Origin of the sequence: Reichenbachiella ulvae (genome assembly GCF_025833875.1) — a bacterium.
Lineage (GTDB): Bacteria > Bacteroidota > Bacteroidia > Cytophagales > Cyclobacteriaceae > Reichenbachiella > Reichenbachiella ulvae.
Genome location: NZ_JAOYOD010000001.1, coordinates 4,129,620 through 4,146,714, shown reverse-complemented (window position 1 = coordinate 4,146,714; position 17,095 = coordinate 4,129,620). Strand labels below are relative to the sequence as shown.

Annotated in this window: 13 protein-coding genes; 8 read left to right on the top strand and 5 right to left on the bottom strand. The window is 37.7% G+C overall.

Annotation, left to right across the window (positions count from 1 at the left end):
* Positions 1-3: 3 nt before the first annotated feature.
* Together atpD and N7U62_RS16790 are read right to left on the bottom strand one after the other, a co-directional pair.
* Positions 4-1,509: a F0F1 ATP synthase subunit beta gene (gene atpD / locus N7U62_RS16795; RefSeq protein ID WP_264139203.1), complete on the bottom strand. Its 1,506-nt coding sequence runs from the start codon at positions 1,507-1,509 to the stop codon at positions 4-6.
* A gap of 103 nt (positions 1,510-1,612) precedes the next feature.
* Positions 1,613-2,830 (bottom strand): sensor histidine kinase, encoded by a 1,218-nt coding sequence (locus N7U62_RS16790; protein ID WP_264139202.1) that lies wholly within the window; start codon positions 2,828-2,830, stop codon positions 1,613-1,615.
* Between the two features lie 74 nt (positions 2,831-2,904).
* On the opposite strand from N7U62_RS16790, the gene N7U62_RS16785 reads away from it, so the two are divergent.
* The 4 genes from N7U62_RS16785 (at position 2,905) to N7U62_RS16770 (ending at position 9,122) form a co-directional block, all read left to right on the top strand.
* Positions 2,905-5,172 carry a patatin-like phospholipase family protein gene (locus N7U62_RS16785; RefSeq protein ID WP_264139201.1) on the top strand — a complete coding sequence of 756 codons (2,268 nt, stop codon included), beginning with the start codon at positions 2,905-2,907 and terminating at the stop codon, positions 5,170-5,172.
* 62 nt (positions 5,173-5,234) lie between these two features.
* Positions 5,235-5,927, top strand: a complete 693-nt coding sequence (locus N7U62_RS16780) for an OmpA family protein (RefSeq protein ID WP_264139199.1) — start codon at positions 5,235-5,237, stop codon at positions 5,925-5,927.
* Positions 5,928-6,023: 96 nt separating this feature from the next.
* Positions 6,024-8,129 (top strand): OmpA family protein, encoded by a 2,106-nt coding sequence (locus N7U62_RS16775; RefSeq protein WP_264139198.1) that lies wholly within the window; start codon positions 6,024-6,026, stop codon positions 8,127-8,129.
* A 57-nt stretch (positions 8,130-8,186) separates the two neighbouring features.
* Positions 8,187-9,122 (top strand): hydrogen peroxide-inducible genes activator, encoded by a 936-nt coding sequence (locus N7U62_RS16770; RefSeq protein ID WP_264139197.1) that lies wholly within the window; start codon positions 8,187-8,189, stop codon positions 9,120-9,122.
* Here the strand turns inward: N7U62_RS16770 and N7U62_RS16765 are convergent.
* Both N7U62_RS16765 and N7U62_RS16760 read right to left on the bottom strand, forming a co-directional pair.
* Entirely contained in the window at positions 9,119-9,535 is a 417-nt protein-coding gene (locus N7U62_RS16765; protein WP_264139196.1) for a hypothetical protein, read from the bottom strand. The two genes, N7U62_RS16770 and N7U62_RS16765, sit on opposite strands and share 4 nt — an antisense overlap.
* Positions 9,536-9,599: 64 nt before the next feature.
* Positions 9,600-10,190 (bottom strand): sigma-70 family RNA polymerase sigma factor, encoded by a 591-nt coding sequence (locus N7U62_RS16760; RefSeq protein ID WP_264139195.1) that lies wholly within the window; start codon positions 10,188-10,190, stop codon positions 9,600-9,602.
* A gap of 294 nt (positions 10,191-10,484) precedes the next feature.
* On the opposite strand from N7U62_RS16760, the gene gldJ reads away from it, so the two are divergent.
* Positions 10,485-11,708 (top strand): gliding motility lipoprotein GldJ, encoded by a 1,224-nt coding sequence (gldJ, locus tag N7U62_RS16755; RefSeq protein ID WP_264139194.1) that lies wholly within the window; start codon positions 10,485-10,487, stop codon positions 11,706-11,708.
* A gap of 53 nt (positions 11,709-11,761) precedes the next feature.
* Here the strand turns inward: gldJ and N7U62_RS16750 are convergent, their stop codons facing one another.
* Positions 11,762-12,457, bottom strand: coding sequence for a ComF family protein (locus N7U62_RS16750; protein ID WP_264139193.1), 696 nt, complete (start codon positions 12,455-12,457; stop codon positions 11,762-11,764).
* A 79-nt stretch (positions 12,458-12,536) separates the two neighbouring features.
* Between N7U62_RS16750 and N7U62_RS16745 the strand changes: the two genes are divergently transcribed.
* From N7U62_RS16745 to N7U62_RS16735, 3 genes are all read left to right on the top strand, one after another.
* Positions 12,537-12,893 carry a hypothetical protein gene (locus N7U62_RS16745; protein ID WP_264139192.1) on the top strand — a complete coding sequence of 119 codons (357 nt, stop codon included), beginning with the start codon at positions 12,537-12,539 and terminating at the stop codon, positions 12,891-12,893.
* Between the two features lie 2 nt (positions 12,894-12,895).
* The gene (locus N7U62_RS16740) at positions 12,896-13,807 is read left to right on the top strand and encodes a hypothetical protein (protein WP_264139191.1); all 912 of its coding nucleotides are present in this window, start codon (positions 12,896-12,898) and stop codon (positions 13,805-13,807) included.
* A gap of 227 nt (positions 13,808-14,034) precedes the next feature.
* Positions 14,035-17,088 (top strand): coiled-coil domain-containing protein, encoded by a 3,054-nt coding sequence (locus N7U62_RS16735; protein ID WP_264139190.1) that lies wholly within the window; start codon positions 14,035-14,037, stop codon positions 17,086-17,088.
* Positions 17,089-17,095 lie beyond the last annotated feature (7 nt).

Sequence of the window (17,095 nt, the reverse complement as noted above, 5' to 3'; positions counted from 1 at the left end):
TGCTTATTTAGCTTCTGCCAATAGTTTCTCACCTTTCGCTACAGCATCTTCGATTCCACCTACAAGGTTGAAGGCTGCTTCTGGCAAGTGGTCATACTTACCATCCATGATCTCATTGAAACCTTTGATCGTTTCCTTGATATCAACCAAAACTCCTTTCAATCCTGTAAACTGCTCTGCTACGTGGAATGGCTGAGACAAAAATCTCTGTACCCTTCTCGCTCTGTGCACGACCTGCTTATCTTCATCAGAAAGCTCGTCCATACCAAGAATCGCGATGATATCCTGAAGTTCTTTGTATCTCTGAAGAATCTCGATTACTCTCTGAGCACAATCGTAGTGATCATCTCCAACGATCTCTCTAGACAAAATTCTAGAAGTAGAATCCAATGGATCTACCGCTGGATAAATACCTAACTCAGAAATTTTTCTTGAAAGTACCGTAGTTGCATCCAAGTGAGCAAAAGTTGTCGCTGGAGCAGGGTCAGTCAAGTCATCCGCTGGTACATATACTGCCTGAACTGAAGTAATGGATCCGTTCTTAGTAGAAGTAATACGTTCCTGCATCGCACCCATCTCTGTAGCTAACGTTGGTTGGTAACCTACCGCTGATGGCATACGACCAAGTAATGCCGATACCTCAGAACCAGCCTGCGTAAATCTAAAGATGTTGTCAACGAAGAAAAGAATGTCTTTACCTTCACCGTCACCTTCTCCATCACGGAAATATTCAGCAACTGTCAACCCAGAAAGTGCCACTCTAGCTCTTGCCCCTGGAGGTTCGTTCATCTGACCGAACACGAAGGTTGCTTTAGACTCTAATAATTTTTTCTTATCTACTTTAGAAAGATCCCATCCACCTTCTTCCATAGATTTGGTAAATTCCTCTCCATAGGTCACAATTCCAGATTCGATCATCTCTCTTAGAAGGTCATTACCCTCACGAGTTCTCTCACCTACACCAGCAAACACAGACAAACCACCGTGTCCTTTTGCGATGTTGTTGATCAATTCCTGAATCAATACAGTTTTACCCACACCGGCACCACCGAACAAACCAATTTTACCCCCTTTAGCGTAAGGCTCAATCAAGTCGATTACTTTGATACCTGTAAATAAGATTTCTGTAGATGTAGACAGGTCTTCGAATGCAGGTGCTTCTCTGTGAATAGGTAGAGATTTTTCTCCTTTTGGCTGCTCGATACCATCGATAGCTTCACCTACTACGTTGAAAAGACGACCTTTAATATCCTCACCGATTGGCATAGTGATAGGAGATCCAGTATCGACCACTTCCATTCCTCTGGTCATACCTTCGGTACCTTCCATTGCGATGGTTCTTACTCTGTCTTCTCCCAAATGCTGTTGACATTCGAGGATTACTTTTGAGCCATCTTCTTTAGTTACGTAGAGTGCGTCCAAAATATTTGGAATTTTAGACCCTTCAGCTTCGAAGCTTACATCTACTACTGGGCCAATAACTTGTGTGATTTTACCACTATTTGCCATTTCTAGATATTTTATTCTATGAAAATTGTGTCCTATTTTTTCAAAGTGCGAAGTTAAGCTAAGTTTGACTAATCCCCAACATTCGTTTTTGTTTTTGGGCTGATCAGGATTTCAGTGATATTCTGAAGGTTGTGCCTTTGTTGATATCTGATTGCTTAACGTATATTTTTCCTTTGTGATATATTTCGATAATACGTTTGACCAATGTAAGGCCCAACCCCCAACCACGCTTTTTAGTAGAGTAGCCTGGTTGGAAGATTTTTTGAATCATAGATTTAGGAATGCCTTTTCCCGTGTCCGAAATGTCTATCACCACATGCCCTTCGTTGGCCTTGAGAATTTTAATATTTATTTCTCCCTCACCACCCATGGCGTCTACAGCATTTTTGCAAAGATTCTCGATGACCCACTCGAATAAGGAAATATTGATATTGGCCTCTAGTTCCTTTCCTGGAAAACAAGAGATCGAAAACTTCACTTTTGTGGACAGCCTCTTTTTGAGATAAGTGATTGTCTCATTCACCACTTCAAAAATATTTGTGCTTTCTAATAATGGCTCAGAACCAATATTGGAAAAACGGGAGGTAATCATATTGAGTCGTTCGACATCTTTTTCCAATTCGACGATGATTTCCTGATCGGCCATTTTCTCATCCGACTTTAGGTATTCAACCCAGGCCATCAGGGACGAAATCGGTGTACCCAACTGGTGTGCAGTTTCTTTAGCCATCCCAACCCAGACCCGGTTTTGCTCTGCAGCCTTCGAATAATTGAAGATTAAAAAAGCTATCATTCCGAATATACCCACAATCAAAAGTTGAACTACGGGATAATACTTGAGTTGCGCAAGCAAATCAGAGTTTCGATAATAAATGAACTGATATCCGGTAATGCTGCCATCTCCACTTCTGAGTGTAACTAGCAAAGGTTCATGTTGCGCCTCCATGATTTCGAGTTCCTCTCTTAGCACTTTATCTCTTTCCTTTTTGGTTTCTGCTCGATCCGCTTTGGGGATATTTCTAGAATCCAGCGGCTTGCCGATTTCATCCGTTACTATCACAGGAATAGATTTGTTGGAAACAATGATCTCTTCGAATATGAAGTTCATATCAGTATCACTCTCCTGATTGGCAAAATGCTCGAGTGTATTGGCATAAAGGCTGATCAACTTTTCTTCTCGTGCCCTAAGCTGCCCTACTAAAATGTTGGTGTAATAAATCGAGACCAAACTGATCACTATAGAAACCACCAAAACCACCCATTTGAATTTGGATCGATTTCGGTACAATTCCAGAGAAGTATTGGATTTAGATATTGCCATGGCGACAAATATAAAGGCAGATTGTTTTGTATGTTTCTCCTAAGGTTATAGTTTTAAATGATTCACCTTTATAAATGATGATTTACCGCCTGATACTTTCTATGCTTTTGGTCATTCATAGCCTTCAGTCTTATGGACAATCAGTTGCCCTTGTACTTAGCGGAGGAGGCGCGAAAGGAATCGCACATGCAGGAGTAATACAGGCGTTAGAAGAAAACAATATTCCAATCGATTTTGTAGTGGGCACTTCGATGGGCAGTGTAGTTGGCGGACATTATGCTGCTGGATATAGCGCCCAAGAGATTAGTGATCTAGCCCTTTCGCAAGATATGCAGGACTGGGTCAATGGAACCATAGAAGAAAAATATAGCGTAAGCTATCAGATGAAATACCCCGATCCTTCTTGGTTCTCGATCAAACTTAAATTAGACTCTATCCTTAACCCTACCTTAGACATCAACCTTGATTCGGACTATAATTTGAACATTCAACTATCTGAACAATTTGCCGCTGCAACGAAAAAATCAAAAGGAGATTTTGACCTGCTTTTTGTTCCTTTTAGATCAGTAGGAGCAAATATTTTTCAAGAACGCGTAGAAGTTTTAGATAGTGGGTCTCTGTTTGAGGCAGTACGGGCATCCATGTCTGTACCGTTTATTTACAGGCCAGTCAGAATTGATGGTAAACTTATTTTCGATGGAGGCATATTCGATAATTTCCCAGTTGATATTGCTCAAAAGGAATTTAAGCCAGACGTGATCATTGGAGTAAATGTTGGAGATAAAGTCAGTGAACGCTATCCATATGGTCAAGATGAAAAACTAATGACAGAATCAGTTATTTTCATGCTTTTGGATAAATCTGATCCTTCTCTATTATCAAATAATGATGTTTTTATCGATGTTGATCTTACCCGATATAGTGCAACAGCATTTGATATGGCAGACTCCATTTATCAAATTGGTTATCAATCGACCCTCAATCAAATGGAGGAAATAAAATCCAAGATCAAAAGAAGAAGCACACCTGAAAACCTAATTAAAAGCAGGAATGAATTTAGATATGAAAAAGAAAATATTCGATTTGATGCTATAACGGTCTCCGGTTTTAACTCCAAGCAGTCCAATTATATCAAGAAGAGTTTCAATAGTAAGAAGACTCTTGATTATCATCAAATCAAAAAAGGATATTTCAGTTTAATATCCGATGATTTTTTCGTAAATCTTTTTCCTAGTTACGAATTTCAAGACAGAAACATTTTCAAACTAAGTGGTAGCCAAAATTCCAAACTAAAATCAAAAATCGGTGGAAGTATTACCTCTAGGCATATTTCATATTTTTTCTTGGAGATGAACCTCAAAAGACTAACAGGGATTTTACAAGAATATGCTGTTCAGGCATATCTTGGAAGGTTCTATAGTTCTTTTGGTGCACGTGCCAACTTTAATATAAATTCTCAATCGACCTGGTCTATTCAACCAAGTGTTCTTTTTAATAAGTGGGACTATTTGAGTGCCTCAGATTATCTCTTGCTGACAGAACAAGTTTCTCCTCTTAGAAGGAAGGATTTTAACACTTCGCTAAATATGAATCGGAAATTGAATAGGTCATATAGTGCCGGTTTGATATACTCTTATTTTAGAAATGAAGATGAACTTCACAGCTCCTTGAACCCTTTGAGTACAAGTTTTGAGACATTTCAATTAAACGGGCATAAAGGAGAAGTTTATCTTTTTCACAATAGCCTAAATGATGTTGAATTTCCGACTCAGGGTAGTCGATTACATGCAAGAGCAGGTTATTATATGGGGGGATCCAAACTCAATTTCAAATCTGATACGATCTCCGATATAAAGAATAAACCAAATTGGTGGAAATTACATCTGCGATACGACAAATACTGGAGCTTATCAAAAAACCTCCAATCAGGCACCACAGTTGAATCTTGTTTTACTAGTATTCCATTTATTGCTAGTACGATGGCAACCGAAATTAACTTACCAGCCTATTATCCAATTCAGGACAGTCGTACCCTATTTCTCAAGGACTGGAGAGCTAGAAGCTTTGTTGCATTAGGAGGAGTTTTATCTTATTCATTTTCCAAAAATCTAAAGGTGAGAATGGAGGGACATGCTTTTCAAGCTATTCAAATATTGAATGAGACAGAAGGATTTAATCTCAACAGGTTTTCACCTAAATATGCCTTGAGCACTGGATTGATTCTAGACACAATCATAGGTCCAGCCAGTGCCCATCTCAATTATTATGAAGACCCATTATATCATTGGGGGGTACTAATCAAAATTGGACATTTGCAATTCAATCATCATTCTCTGGATTAAAATCTATAGTTTGAATTAAATTATTCATCTTTGAGGTTGAGTTAGTTAGTCCCAAATTTACCATGAGTTTAAAATCTACCTTAACTATTGTTTCTCTTCTCATCGCAATTACTTCATTCGCTCAGAGTGGGGATAAGTTAATAAGAGTGACAGGAACAGTCACTGACCCGGAGTCTAATCAACCCATCTCCGCCAAAGTCTTTTATGAAAAGCTGCCTTACTATGATGATATGGGAGTTGCAAATACTGATCCCGGCAATGGTGTTTATGAACTGAACATGATTGAAAATCAAAAGTACATCATTAGTGTAAAAGCAGATGGGTACAAGCCCATAAGTCAGGAGATTGAAATTTTGGATAAAGGTCTTGGCTTAATCGAAAAAAATTTCAAAATGGAACCTGACGCCATGCATGAAAAAATCACATTGGACAATTTGATTTTTGCTCGTGGCAAGGCTATTATAACAGAGGAGTCTCACGAAGAGTTAGATGAATTTGCTAAATGGCTCGAACAAAGGCCAAATGCCGTTGTACAGTTAGAAGGTCATACCGACTTTCAGGGTAATGCTGATGCTAACATGAAACTATCCGAAGACAGAGTTGAAGCAGTTAAGGAGTATTTAGTTGGCAAGGGAATCAAGAAATCAAGAATTAAAACCAAAGCATTTGGAGGTACACAACCGTTGACCAGAGAACGTACTCCAGAGGCCCGCACCAAAAACCGAAGGGTAGAGGTCAGGATAATTCAACAATAAAATATATCTTTGGTTCCGCCAGTCTATGATTCATTTTTACATCTTAGGATACTAACCTGAATGAAGAACTTTAGAATTCTCGTCATTATTATATTAATGAGTTCAAATTCATGGGCTCAAGAAACAGTTCAATGGGCTTCTGAAGTCATGTTTGTCACATCAGAATTGACAGCACTTCAGTATGCTGCAAGCCAGGCCTTGCATTCACCCAACGTCTATCCATCTGGAGGAGAAAGCCCAAATGCGTGGAGACCGGCCAAAACCAACGAAAATGAATACATAGTAGTCAAATTTGACGAACCAATCCGGGCTCAACAAATTGCCATTGCCGAAACTGAAAACCCAGGTGCTGTCAGTAAGGTATTTGCCTATGACTCACTAGACAACGAATATCTGCTATTCGATCTGAATGCAAGACCCATCCCGTTAGAAAGCAGACTTTTGAATTTATTCTTCGAAAAGACACCATATCGCATCGCCTACATCAGAGTGGATTTGAATTGTGAGGCCGTTCCAGGCTACAATGCCGTAGATGCAATCGGACTTTCAAGTTCCAATATTCCAATTAGCGTGTTGATAGAGTTGGCAGCCAATGTCAATAATAACCTGAGCACTGAGAGACTTAGCTCCAACGTTAATAGTGAGTATTCAGAATTAGGACCATTACTTTCACCCGATGGCAAGAGATTATATTTCAGTAGAAGAAGCCATCCAGACAATGTGGGTGGTATGGATGATTATTCTGACATCTGGTATTCTGAACTAGATGAGGAAACCCAAGAATGGTTGCCTGCCAAAAATATTGGATCTCCACTCAATAATGAAGGACCCAACTATATCTGCTCTATCACTCAAATTGGTGATGAAACTATCTTGTTGCTAGGTAATAGATATGAAAAAAGAGGAAGAATGGGAGAAGGTATTTCAATGTCTAGAAGTACGGATGGAGAAAAATGGAGCAGACCGGAAAACATTGACGTTGAAAATCCTTACAACTATTCTGATCAAGCGGACTTCTATATGAGCCAGGATTTAGAGGCGATCATTTTGTCTTTGGAAAGAGACGATACAAATGGTGATCGTGACCTCTATGTGAGTTTTAAGAAAAATGGTGATGTGACACGTTGGAGTGAGCCATTGAATTTAGGATCTACTGTTAATTCCGCTGATGAGGAGTACGCACCATTTTTGGACAAGGACAACGAAACCCTATACTTTACTTCTAGAGGATTTAGAGGATATGGTGGAGCAGATATATATGTCTCCAAAAGACTGGATGACACTTGGACCAATTGGTCAAAACCAGAAAACATGGGCCGTGGTGTAAATGGACCACAAGACGACACCTATTTCAATATTCCTTCTTCTGGCAGCCATGCCTATTTTACTCGTGGATCTACGGATGAAAACACAGATGTTTTTCAATTTCGTGTAGATGAGCTTTTTGTTGAGCCAGGAGCAGAAGAGCCACAGAGTATAGAGGAAATTATAGCAGCAAAAGAAGCAGAAGAGGATTCTGTTATTGCAGAGCCAGCAACAGAACCAGTCGTAGCTGCGGCACCTGTGGTCAAACCTGTTGAGGAAACTTTTATTACCCTAAAAGGTCAGGTTTTCAATGGAGAAAATAATAATTCCATGCCTGCAAAAGTGATTGTAGAAAGACTTCCTGATGGAGTAAAAGTGGGAGAAACCTATACAGACGCAAATGGAATCTTCGAATTCAAAGTCCGACCAGGGGCACGCTATGGTTTCATGGCAGAGAAGGATGGCTTCTTGTCCAAGAATGAAAATATTGATCTGAATGATATCACGGAATCAGAAACCATTGTTCAAGACTTGCTGTTAAATCCAATTCATACTGGAGCAGCTGTTGTCGTAAACAATATCTTCTTTGATTTTGATCAAGATGAATTGAAAACAGGATCTTATTCGGAGCTTAAAAGAATCAAAGGTTTGTTGGAAAGCGGTAAGATTGGTAAGATTGAAATTTCGGGACATACCGACTCTATTGGTGATCCGACCTACAATCAGCAGCTATCTAAAAGACGTGCGAATGCGGTTTATAATTATTTTATATCGCAAGGGATAGAAAGCAGTCGCATGACTACAATCGGTTACGGCGAAACAAAACCTGTAGCTACTAACGAAACAGTAGAAGGTCGCAAGAAGAATAGAAGGGTAGAGTTCAAGATTCTCGAATAAAAGTATTAGAATTGAACGCTCAATTAGAGCAAACCATTTCATTCTAAAATTTCTGTCTTGACGCTCGTTCAGCTCGAATATATTGTTGCCTTAGACAACTTCCGCCATTTTGCCGTAGCGGCAGAAAAGTGCTTCGTTACCCAACCAACCCTGAGTATGCAAATCCAAAAACTGGAGGACTCCCTGGGTGTATTAATTTTTGATAGATCCAAGCATCCGGTTCAGCCAACTGAGATTGGCAAAAAAATACTGGAACAGGCCAGAATCATTCTAGGAGAATCAAGCAAAATCAATGAAATCATAGATGAAGAAAAACATGATATTAAAGGTGATGTAAGAATAGGAGTCATCCCAACTCTTGCACCCTATTTGGTTCCTCTGTTTATTTCCAGTTTCGTCGAAAAATTCCCTTTCATCAATCTTCAGATTTCTGAACACATGACCGATTCTTTGGTCGAAAAGTTGAAAAAGGATGAGATAGATATTGCGCTGTTGGTGACACCACTTGCCAATGAATCATTTCATGAAATCCCTTTATTCTATGAGGAGTTTTTCATTTATGTTTCTCATCACCATGCGCTATATCAAAATGAGAAAGTAGATCCTGAAGCACTCAAACCAGAAGGTCTTTGGATAATCAATGAAGGTCACTGTTTCAGAAATCAAACTTTGACAATCTGTAACTCTAGTAAAACTGAAAGATACAACGATCGGGTTTGGTACGAGAGTGGCTCACTGGAAGCATTGAAGAAATTGGTAGATAAGAGAGGTGGGTATACGCTGGTTCCAGAACTATTTACTTTCGACCTAAGCAAAGATGAGAAAAGCAAAATCAGAAAATTTAGTGAACCCATTCCTACCCGAGAAGTCGGCTTGGTAGTAAAAAAGAGTTTTGTCAAGCACAAGTTGATAAATGCTCTTAAGGAAGAGATCATTCAAATGCTACCGCCTACTTTGCTATCTAAGAAAAACATGAAGGTCGTCAAATTCTAAAAAATCCATCTTGAAATAAGATGTGAAACTCCTGAGATCAATGCTTGGTCAAAAGTATTGGATCCATGAGGATTGAAACTATCCCTTTGCGGTTGACCAGGCATATTCATGACATTGACAGGTTTGGTTTGCATGATTGAATGGGTACTCGTATTACCATCCTCATCTATAAAGTAAACATCATCAAATGATGCATCGGTTCTTGCTATATGAATGACCCGATATTCTTTATACTCCTGAGGCAAATAGCTAAATGATGAATAAGTTTGATTGTCCCTCCGAATAACCGGTGAAACACCATTCGACGTACTATTCTGGATCTGCAGATAATACTGAACATTAATTGACGAGACTTGACAATAGGATAAGTGAACTACCAAAGTCAAAATAAAAGTTAAGAAGAGCGCTTTCATAGTTTATCAGTTAGCTATTTGTATAAATATACTAATAATCAAATGATAAAAACATGAAATTGGTTTACTTGATGTCTGATTTTAGATTTTCGATCAAACCCGAAAATTCCCCCAATGTGGCATTTTTGAAATCAACAACCGTCTTTTTCAATTTATCAACATCAATATGAAAGCGATCTTTTTCTTCTGAAAGTCTTAATTGCGCTCTGCTGAAAATTTGTCGGCAGTTGTCTGCTTTCTTATCAAGTATTGAAGTCAAATCAGAATAATCAAAATTGAACAACTCTTTCAAAACAAATACCGCGCGTTCTGTAGGAGCAAGCTTTTTGAACACTTCAGACAAAGCATGGGTTACTTCACATTTCAAATCCAAATTGGAAAAATCCGGATTAATGCTGAGTGAAGAAAAACTAGGTTGAACATTCTCTATCCAATCTTCTTTCTTTTGTTTCAAAGACTTAAGATAATTGAGACATTTATTGGTGACAGTCCGCGTTAGATAGGACTTTACATCTTGAATTTTGCTGGTATCTACTTTCAACCAACTAAAAAAAGTTTCTTGCACCATGTCTTCTGCTGTGGATCTACACCCCACCAGATTGGTAGCTACTGCTATAAGAAACGGGCGATATGATAAAACTTCAGTCTGTGACATCTTTGAACTTACAAAATTAATGATTTTTAGTAGAAACAAATTGTTCTAGAAGATGTATCACTGCATTTGTCCGAAGAAAATCTTTAGGTTTTAGGTAATTAATTGTTCTATTAGACAATAATTTGAATACTTTTGGATTTTAATAATAATACGTATTAATCTACAAATACTACAGCATTATTTGCTTTGTCTTATCTCAGGAAATATTTAAAAAGCTTTTCTCGATGAAGGAGTAATTTGTTTTGTTGTTTTTTGTAGCTATTTTAGGAGTTCGAATAAAATTTGATAAATGTTATGAAGAAATTTATTCCTTTCTTGAACGCCTCTGCGTTCGCATTGGGATTAGGTTTTGCATTAAGCTCTTGTGGTGGAGGTGGCGGACATGCGACTAGTCAGAGTCCCGGTGCATATAGTTCTGCTACAGGACTAGAATACAACGAAGAGGGTGCTTTTGAAGTAAATGATTTTAGAGGACAGCCGGAAGGCCCGAACCTAAGATTCATTGAAGGTGGTCGTGTGATTCTTGGTTCCTTTGAAGAGGATATCATGCACACGAATAATAACCTTGAAAGAACAGTAACTGTTGCTTCGTTCTATATGGACGAAACAGAAGTTGCCAACATTCACTGGTTAGAGTATTTGCACTACATTAGATTAGACTCATCAGTTGCATTTTATAAATCTGCACTTCCTGATACTACAGTTTGGTCTAGAGAGTTGGCTTATAATGATCCTTATGTAGATCATTATTTGAGATATCCTGGCTTCAGATTTTTCCCAGTAGTAGGTGTTAGTTGGAAACAAGCTCAGGATTACTGTACATGGAGATCAATCGTTGTAAATCAAAAATTAGCTGAAGAAGCAGGATATTACGAAGACAACGGAGCTGAAGCTGAAGCGCCAGTAAGTCCTAACCAGAGAATTCCATTGGAAACTGGTTTTGTACTACCTAACTACAGACTCCCAACAGAGGCTGAGTGGGAATATGCCGCTCAAGCATTGATCGGTACACAATGGCTGGATGAGAACCATACTCACAGAAGACTTTACCCATGGGATGGTCACGCATTGAGAAATCCATACGGAAAGAAAATCGGTACCTTCCTCGCTAACTTCAAAAGAGGTCGTGGTGACTATGCGGGTATCGCTGGTAAACTGAACGATGGAGCGATGATCACAACTTACATTTATGATTATCCTCCAAATGACTTTGGTCTATACAACATGGCTGGTAACGTGAACGAGTGGGTTCAGGATGTTTACCGTCCATTGTCTTACCAAGATTTCAGTGACCTAAACCCAGTAAGAAACGACGGGTTCTTAGATGAGGAAGATGGTTATGACTTTGCTAACTACAACTCACTAATTAGTGATAGAGTTAGAGTTTACAAAGGAGGATCTTGGGCTGATGTAGCGTACTGGATGTCTCCAGGTATGAGAAGGTTCCTTGAAGAAGATTCAGCGACATCTACTATTGGATTTAGATGTGCTATGATCAGAGCAGGTACTAACTACTAAGAAATTTAACTTCTAAAATATTGAAAAGGTCAACTGAACACAGTTGGCCTTTTTTATTTGCCTGTTGCTAAACAAGCTACTGACAGATTAGAAACACCAGCATCCAATAGTATCTGTCCAATTGTAGAAATGGTAGCACCGGTAGTTATCACATCATCTAAAAGTAACACCGATTTATCCTTAAGTAATTCAGGGTTAACCAATAGATACTCTTTGTGCTTATTGGATAACCTATCGATTCTACCCTTCTTGGCTTGACTCCCTTTCATAGATATCCGTTTGATTACATCATCTTTGATGGGAATGCCGAGAACTTCAGACATCCCTTTTGCAATTTCTAATGACTGATTATATCCACGCTTCAATTTTCTAGCGAAATGCAAAGGAACAGGCACGATGAAATCTATTGATTTCTCTTCCACGTGAAACTTTATATCTCTAGCCATCCATCTACCTAAGGTGAACCCGACTTCTTTATTACCTCCATATTTGAGTTGATGAATCAATTTTTGGGCAATTCCGTTTTTGTCATATTTCAGAAAGGCAAATGCTTGCTCTATTTCTAGAGATCCAGAAAGAAAACTATACAAGGGGTTGAGCTCCAATTGATGGTAGTTGGTTTTAGGTAAATCCAGGTGACAATGCAGACATAATAGTTCCTCACCATCCACCATAGGTCTAGAGCATTTCAGACATGTCTGAGGAAAGACAAGTGAGACAAAACCATTCCAATAGTGCTTTATTTTCATAATCAAATTGGGCTTTCTTTAAGATAAATATAGATTACTGAATAGGTGTCAATTATATTTGAAAATAGAACAGAAATATATGAAGAGGGACCTGGATCAGGATAGGAGATGGCTGAAGCTGCGTGAAAAGCTAAAAATTGTTATTGGTAAAAAGCCGGCAGATTTGAATGGTGTTCTATTCTTAATTGGCGTCCAGGAATTAGGCAAAGGTCAAATCAATTTTTCCAAGGAAGAAAAACAAGATCTAATTCACCTAGGAATCTGTAAAGTACTTAGTCTTTCTGGCTATTACGAATTAGACGGACTCGATAAAGAAGGCTGGCCGCACTGGAAGGTCACTAAAAAGATACCCAACCTGAATCTGATGGAACAGGAAAAGTTGCTAAAAATGCACGTAATAGAATACTTCGAAAAAGAAATTGAGCTGGAATTTTGAATATGAACAAAACTATACTCCTTTTTATTCCAATTATTCTATTTTCCTGCGGTTCTAAGAAACCTCAAACACAGCATATAGCTACACGTGAAACAATCAATCTCAACTTCACTACGAATATATTGAGCCTGGATAGTGGAGCAGCTGACAGTGAAGCCGAGCGCTTTGTCAAAGCACTAACTGAGGGCAATGATGCAACCTATCAAATTACAAATCTGGATGATGATATCCTTTGTGAACTACAAGCCCTCGACTCTTCGAAAATCAAAAATATCAACCTCCGATTTTTAAAAAATGAAGAGGCTATCTTAAATCAATTTTTGGAAGGCAAACTTGATTTAATTACTGTACGATATGATGAAAAACTAAATGCCAACTATGATTTTCTAATCAAACAAATCCAAAATGATGCTTATAGTAACTATCAGATTAATAAAGGAAATAACGCAAAACTTAAAGTAGTTCAAATTTCCAATTTCAAACACATCAAGGAAATCACAGAAATAAAGAATTTGCTTGGAATCGAAGCTCATCAAATTTATCTCGATTCAAGCACAGTTAGTTTAGACTCCTTGCCTCTAAGTGAGTTTTCCATCAACACTATGGATAGTGCGTTTTTATCGTATCAAGACAGTCTAATCACGTGGAACATTACGAATCAGCATCAACCCACTGATCGAACAATTAGCATTAAAGAAATTAAAATTGATTCCTTGGATGAAAACATTCATCAGCTAACTCAATCAATACATGACAAAGATAGAGTTATGAATTCTCAACTGAATGCGACAATTATCATAAAAATATTTCCTGAGTATTACATAACTTCTAAGTCTCTAAAAGGGTTAAAGGATTATAAGAAACTATCAGATTTAGTTCCAGAATTATTTTTCGACACAATCAGAAGCTATTGAACCAGGCCAATAAAAATTCAAGTAACAGCCTGATAAAAAATATTCAGGCATTCAAGAAAAAAGTGTTTTTGAACCAATTGATTAGAAACACTCTTGTTTTTGTGGCTATATCATTGTCTATATATCTGATTATCAATAGTATAGAGTTTTCTTTTCGCCTTAATTCCCCCTTCAGAACAGGTCTATTTTTCGTCTTTCTTATAGGCCTTATTTTGGGCATATTCTGGATGATAGGTCTGCCGCTAGTCAAATACGCGCTGTATGAGCGTTTCATGAGTGACGAAGAAGCAGCCAGACAAATTGGGGAAAAATTCAGTGATATTGGTGATAAAGTTCTGAATACCATACAGTTAAATAAAGGATCGAAAGAAAACGCACTAATAAATGCGAGTTTAGAGCAGCGAATATCAGAACTATCTATTTTCGAATTCTCCAGCGGCATTAATTTCAAGACAAACCTAAAATATCTGAAATACCTGCTCTTTCCGAGTATGATCTTACTGACTCTTCTATTAGTTATTCCTCAGTTCATCACTGAGAGTACCAGTAGAATAATAAATTATAATACGGAGTACAGTGAATCTCTATTTGATCTGAAAATGATCACGGATCTCAAAGCTTTTAGAAATGAACCCCTCAAAATCGAATTGCAGTTGACAGGTTCTGCCATTCCGGATAAATTCTACCTTGCTTCGAACGGAAACTCAACAGCCACTCAACTAATAGGAAATAAGCTTGTTTATACCTTTCCTAAGGTAAAAGAAGACTTTGATTTCTATCTATATTCTGGTTCTTTCAGATCGGAAGATTATCAAGTTACCGTTTACAATAGACCAGAAGTAAAGAATTTAAAGATTAGGCTTGATTATCCTAATTACACCAGATTAAAGTCAAAACAAATTGAAAATAATGGTAATCTCACACTACCTGAAGGAACCAAAGCTACATGGGAATTGGTTTCAACAAGTTCAGATCAAATCAACCTCATTTTTACCAAAGATACTCTTCAACTAGATTCTAAGAATGACCTATTCTATGGAAGCAAAGTTCTGAGTCAAATCACAGATTACGAAATCCAATTGGCCAATGAACATAGTTTGAACAAAGAGCCGATCCTGTATCATGTAGATATAGTCAAAGACAAATATCCAGAAATCGATGTTAATGTATTGCGTGATACCACATTGTATCAATTTCTTTTGTTTGAAGGAAATATTGCAGATGACTATGGATTTCAAAGATTAGAACTCCATTACGAGCTTAATTCCAAACGATTTAAACAGAATGTTTCGATAAATAGATCCAATCCAAGTCAGCCGTTTTTTTGTCAATTAAACCTGGATTCTCTCGATTTGAACCAGGGAGATGTACTTAACTATTATCTCAGTATTAGAGATAATGATGAAATCAACGGATATAAAGAAACAAGAACCCCAAAATATAGTTTCAGGATTCCTGATAAAAGTGAAATCAATGATGATATAAAGAAAAGTGCGGAACATGCGAAATCAGAAATGAGTGACGCATTAAAAAAGTCAGAAGAGGTAAGAAAACAAATAGACGACATTCAACAAGATCTTAAAAAACAAAACAATAACAACTGGCAGGAGAAAAAGAAAGTCAATCAGCTGATTGAAAACAAAGAAGAGCTAGAAAAAGAAATAAACAAACTGCTGAAAGAACATAAAGAGCTGACTGAAAAACAGAACAAATTCCATAAACCGAACAAAGAACTTCAAGAAAAAGCCCAGCAATTACAGAAATTGATGGATGAGATGCTCGATGAAGAAACTAAAAAACTCTACGAAGAACTAAAAAAACTATTGGAAGAGCAGAATCCAGAGCAGAATTTGGATCAATTAATGGATGATCTTTCTCAAAAAGAAAAGAATCTGCAGGATGAATTAGAGAGAGCCTTAGAGATGTTTAAACGCATGCAGTTTGAATATAAAATGGATGAAATAGTTCAGGAACTCGAGAAAACCCAGAAAAAACAAGAATCCCTTTCAAATCAGACTAAAGACAAAAACTCAGATTTAGATCAGATCAAAAAAGATCAAGAGGAGATCAATGAAGAATTTGATCAGATAAAAGAAGAAATGAACCAGATGGAGGAAATGAATCAGGATCTAAAACAACCTGAGAATTTAGAAGACATGTCTTCTGAGAAAGAATCCATTGATCAGACGCAAGAAGAAATATCCGAACAACTAGAACAAAACAAGCGTAAGAAATCCTCCGAAAAACAACAGGATGCTGCAGATCAAATGAAACAACTTCAGCAAAAGATGCAAAACATGCAGGCTGGGATGGAAATGGAAATGATGCAAGAAAATTTGGATAACCTCCGAAACATTCTTGACAACCTATTGACGCTATCATTTGACCAGGAACAACTAATGAAAAGCTTTGAGGAGGTCAATCAAAGTGATCCACGATTTGTTTCACTGTCTCAGAAACAATTGAAACTAAGAGATGATGCAGTCATCATTGATGATAGTTTGAAATCATTGGCGAGTAGGGTGTTTCAAATTCAAAGCTTCGTGACCCGTGAGCTCAACGAAATGAATAAAAACATAGAGGCCAGTCTTCAAAGCCTTAAGGACAGAAAGAAATCTGAAGCCATATCCAACCAACAGTACACTATGACTGCCATCAACAACCTTTCACTATTGTTGAACGATGTTCTCAAACAAATGCAAGAACAGATGGCTATGGCTATGGGAATGCCTAAAAAAGGAGAGAAAGGTAAGAATCAGCCCAAACCCAATCTTTCTCAACTTCAACAAGAGCTCAACAATAAGATAGAGCAACTCAAGAAAAGTGGTAAATCAGGAAGGCCATTATCTAAAGAACTAGCCGAAATGGCAGCTCAACAAGAAATGATCCGCAAGCAACTAGAAGAAATTCAGAATAATCTAAATGATGCCAATGGGGGTAAGGAAGGTCTTTCTAAGAATCTACAGGAGATCATTAAAAAGATGGAAGAAAGCGAAACCGATCTTGTAAACAAAAATATCAAACAAGAAACCATCAAAAGACAACAAGACATCCTGACTAGAATGCTCGAGTCAGAGGATGCATTAAGAGAAAGAGAGCTAGACCAGAAAAGAGAAGCTGAAACAGCTAAAGACCGAGCTAAACAATCTCGTAAAGAATTTGAAGAATATATCAAAGCCAAAGAATCAGAACTAGAACTATTACAAACCTTACCGCCTAAAATGAATCCGTATTATAAAGAAGAAGTAAACAAATATTTCGAAAGGTTAAATGAACAATAATATATTT

Coding starts and splice junctions, on each gene's coding strand:
- atpD (WP_264139203.1), bottom strand. CDS start 1,509: ATGGCAAATAGTGGTAAAATCACACAAGTTATTGGCCCAGTAGTAGAT.
- N7U62_RS16790 (WP_264139202.1), bottom strand. CDS start 2,830: ATGGCAATATCTAAATCCAATACTTCTCTGGAATTGTACCGAAATCGA.
- N7U62_RS16785 (WP_264139201.1), top strand. CDS start 2,905: ATGATGATTTACCGCCTGATACTTTCTATGCTTTTGGTCATTCATAGC.
- N7U62_RS16780 (WP_264139199.1), top strand. CDS start 5,235: ATGAGTTTAAAATCTACCTTAACTATTGTTTCTCTTCTCATCGCAATT.
- N7U62_RS16775 (WP_264139198.1), top strand. CDS start 6,024: ATGAGTTCAAATTCATGGGCTCAAGAAACAGTTCAATGGGCTTCTGAA.
- N7U62_RS16765 (WP_264139196.1), bottom strand. CDS start 9,535: ATGAAAGCGCTCTTCTTAACTTTTATTTTGACTTTGGTAGTTCACTTA.
- N7U62_RS16760 (WP_264139195.1), bottom strand. CDS start 10,190: ATGTCACAGACTGAAGTTTTATCATATCGCCCGTTTCTTATAGCAGTA.
- gldJ (WP_264139194.1), top strand. CDS start 10,485: ATGAAGAAATTTATTCCTTTCTTGAACGCCTCTGCGTTCGCATTGGGA.
- N7U62_RS16750 (WP_264139193.1), bottom strand. CDS start 12,457: ATGAAAATAAAGCACTATTGGAATGGTTTTGTCTCACTTGTCTTTCCT.
- N7U62_RS16745 (WP_264139192.1), top strand. CDS start 12,537: ATGAAGAGGGACCTGGATCAGGATAGGAGATGGCTGAAGCTGCGTGAA.
- N7U62_RS16740 (WP_264139191.1), top strand. CDS start 12,896: ATGAACAAAACTATACTCCTTTTTATTCCAATTATTCTATTTTCCTGC.
- N7U62_RS16735 (WP_264139190.1), top strand. CDS start 14,035: ATGATAGGTCTGCCGCTAGTCAAATACGCGCTGTATGAGCGTTTCATG.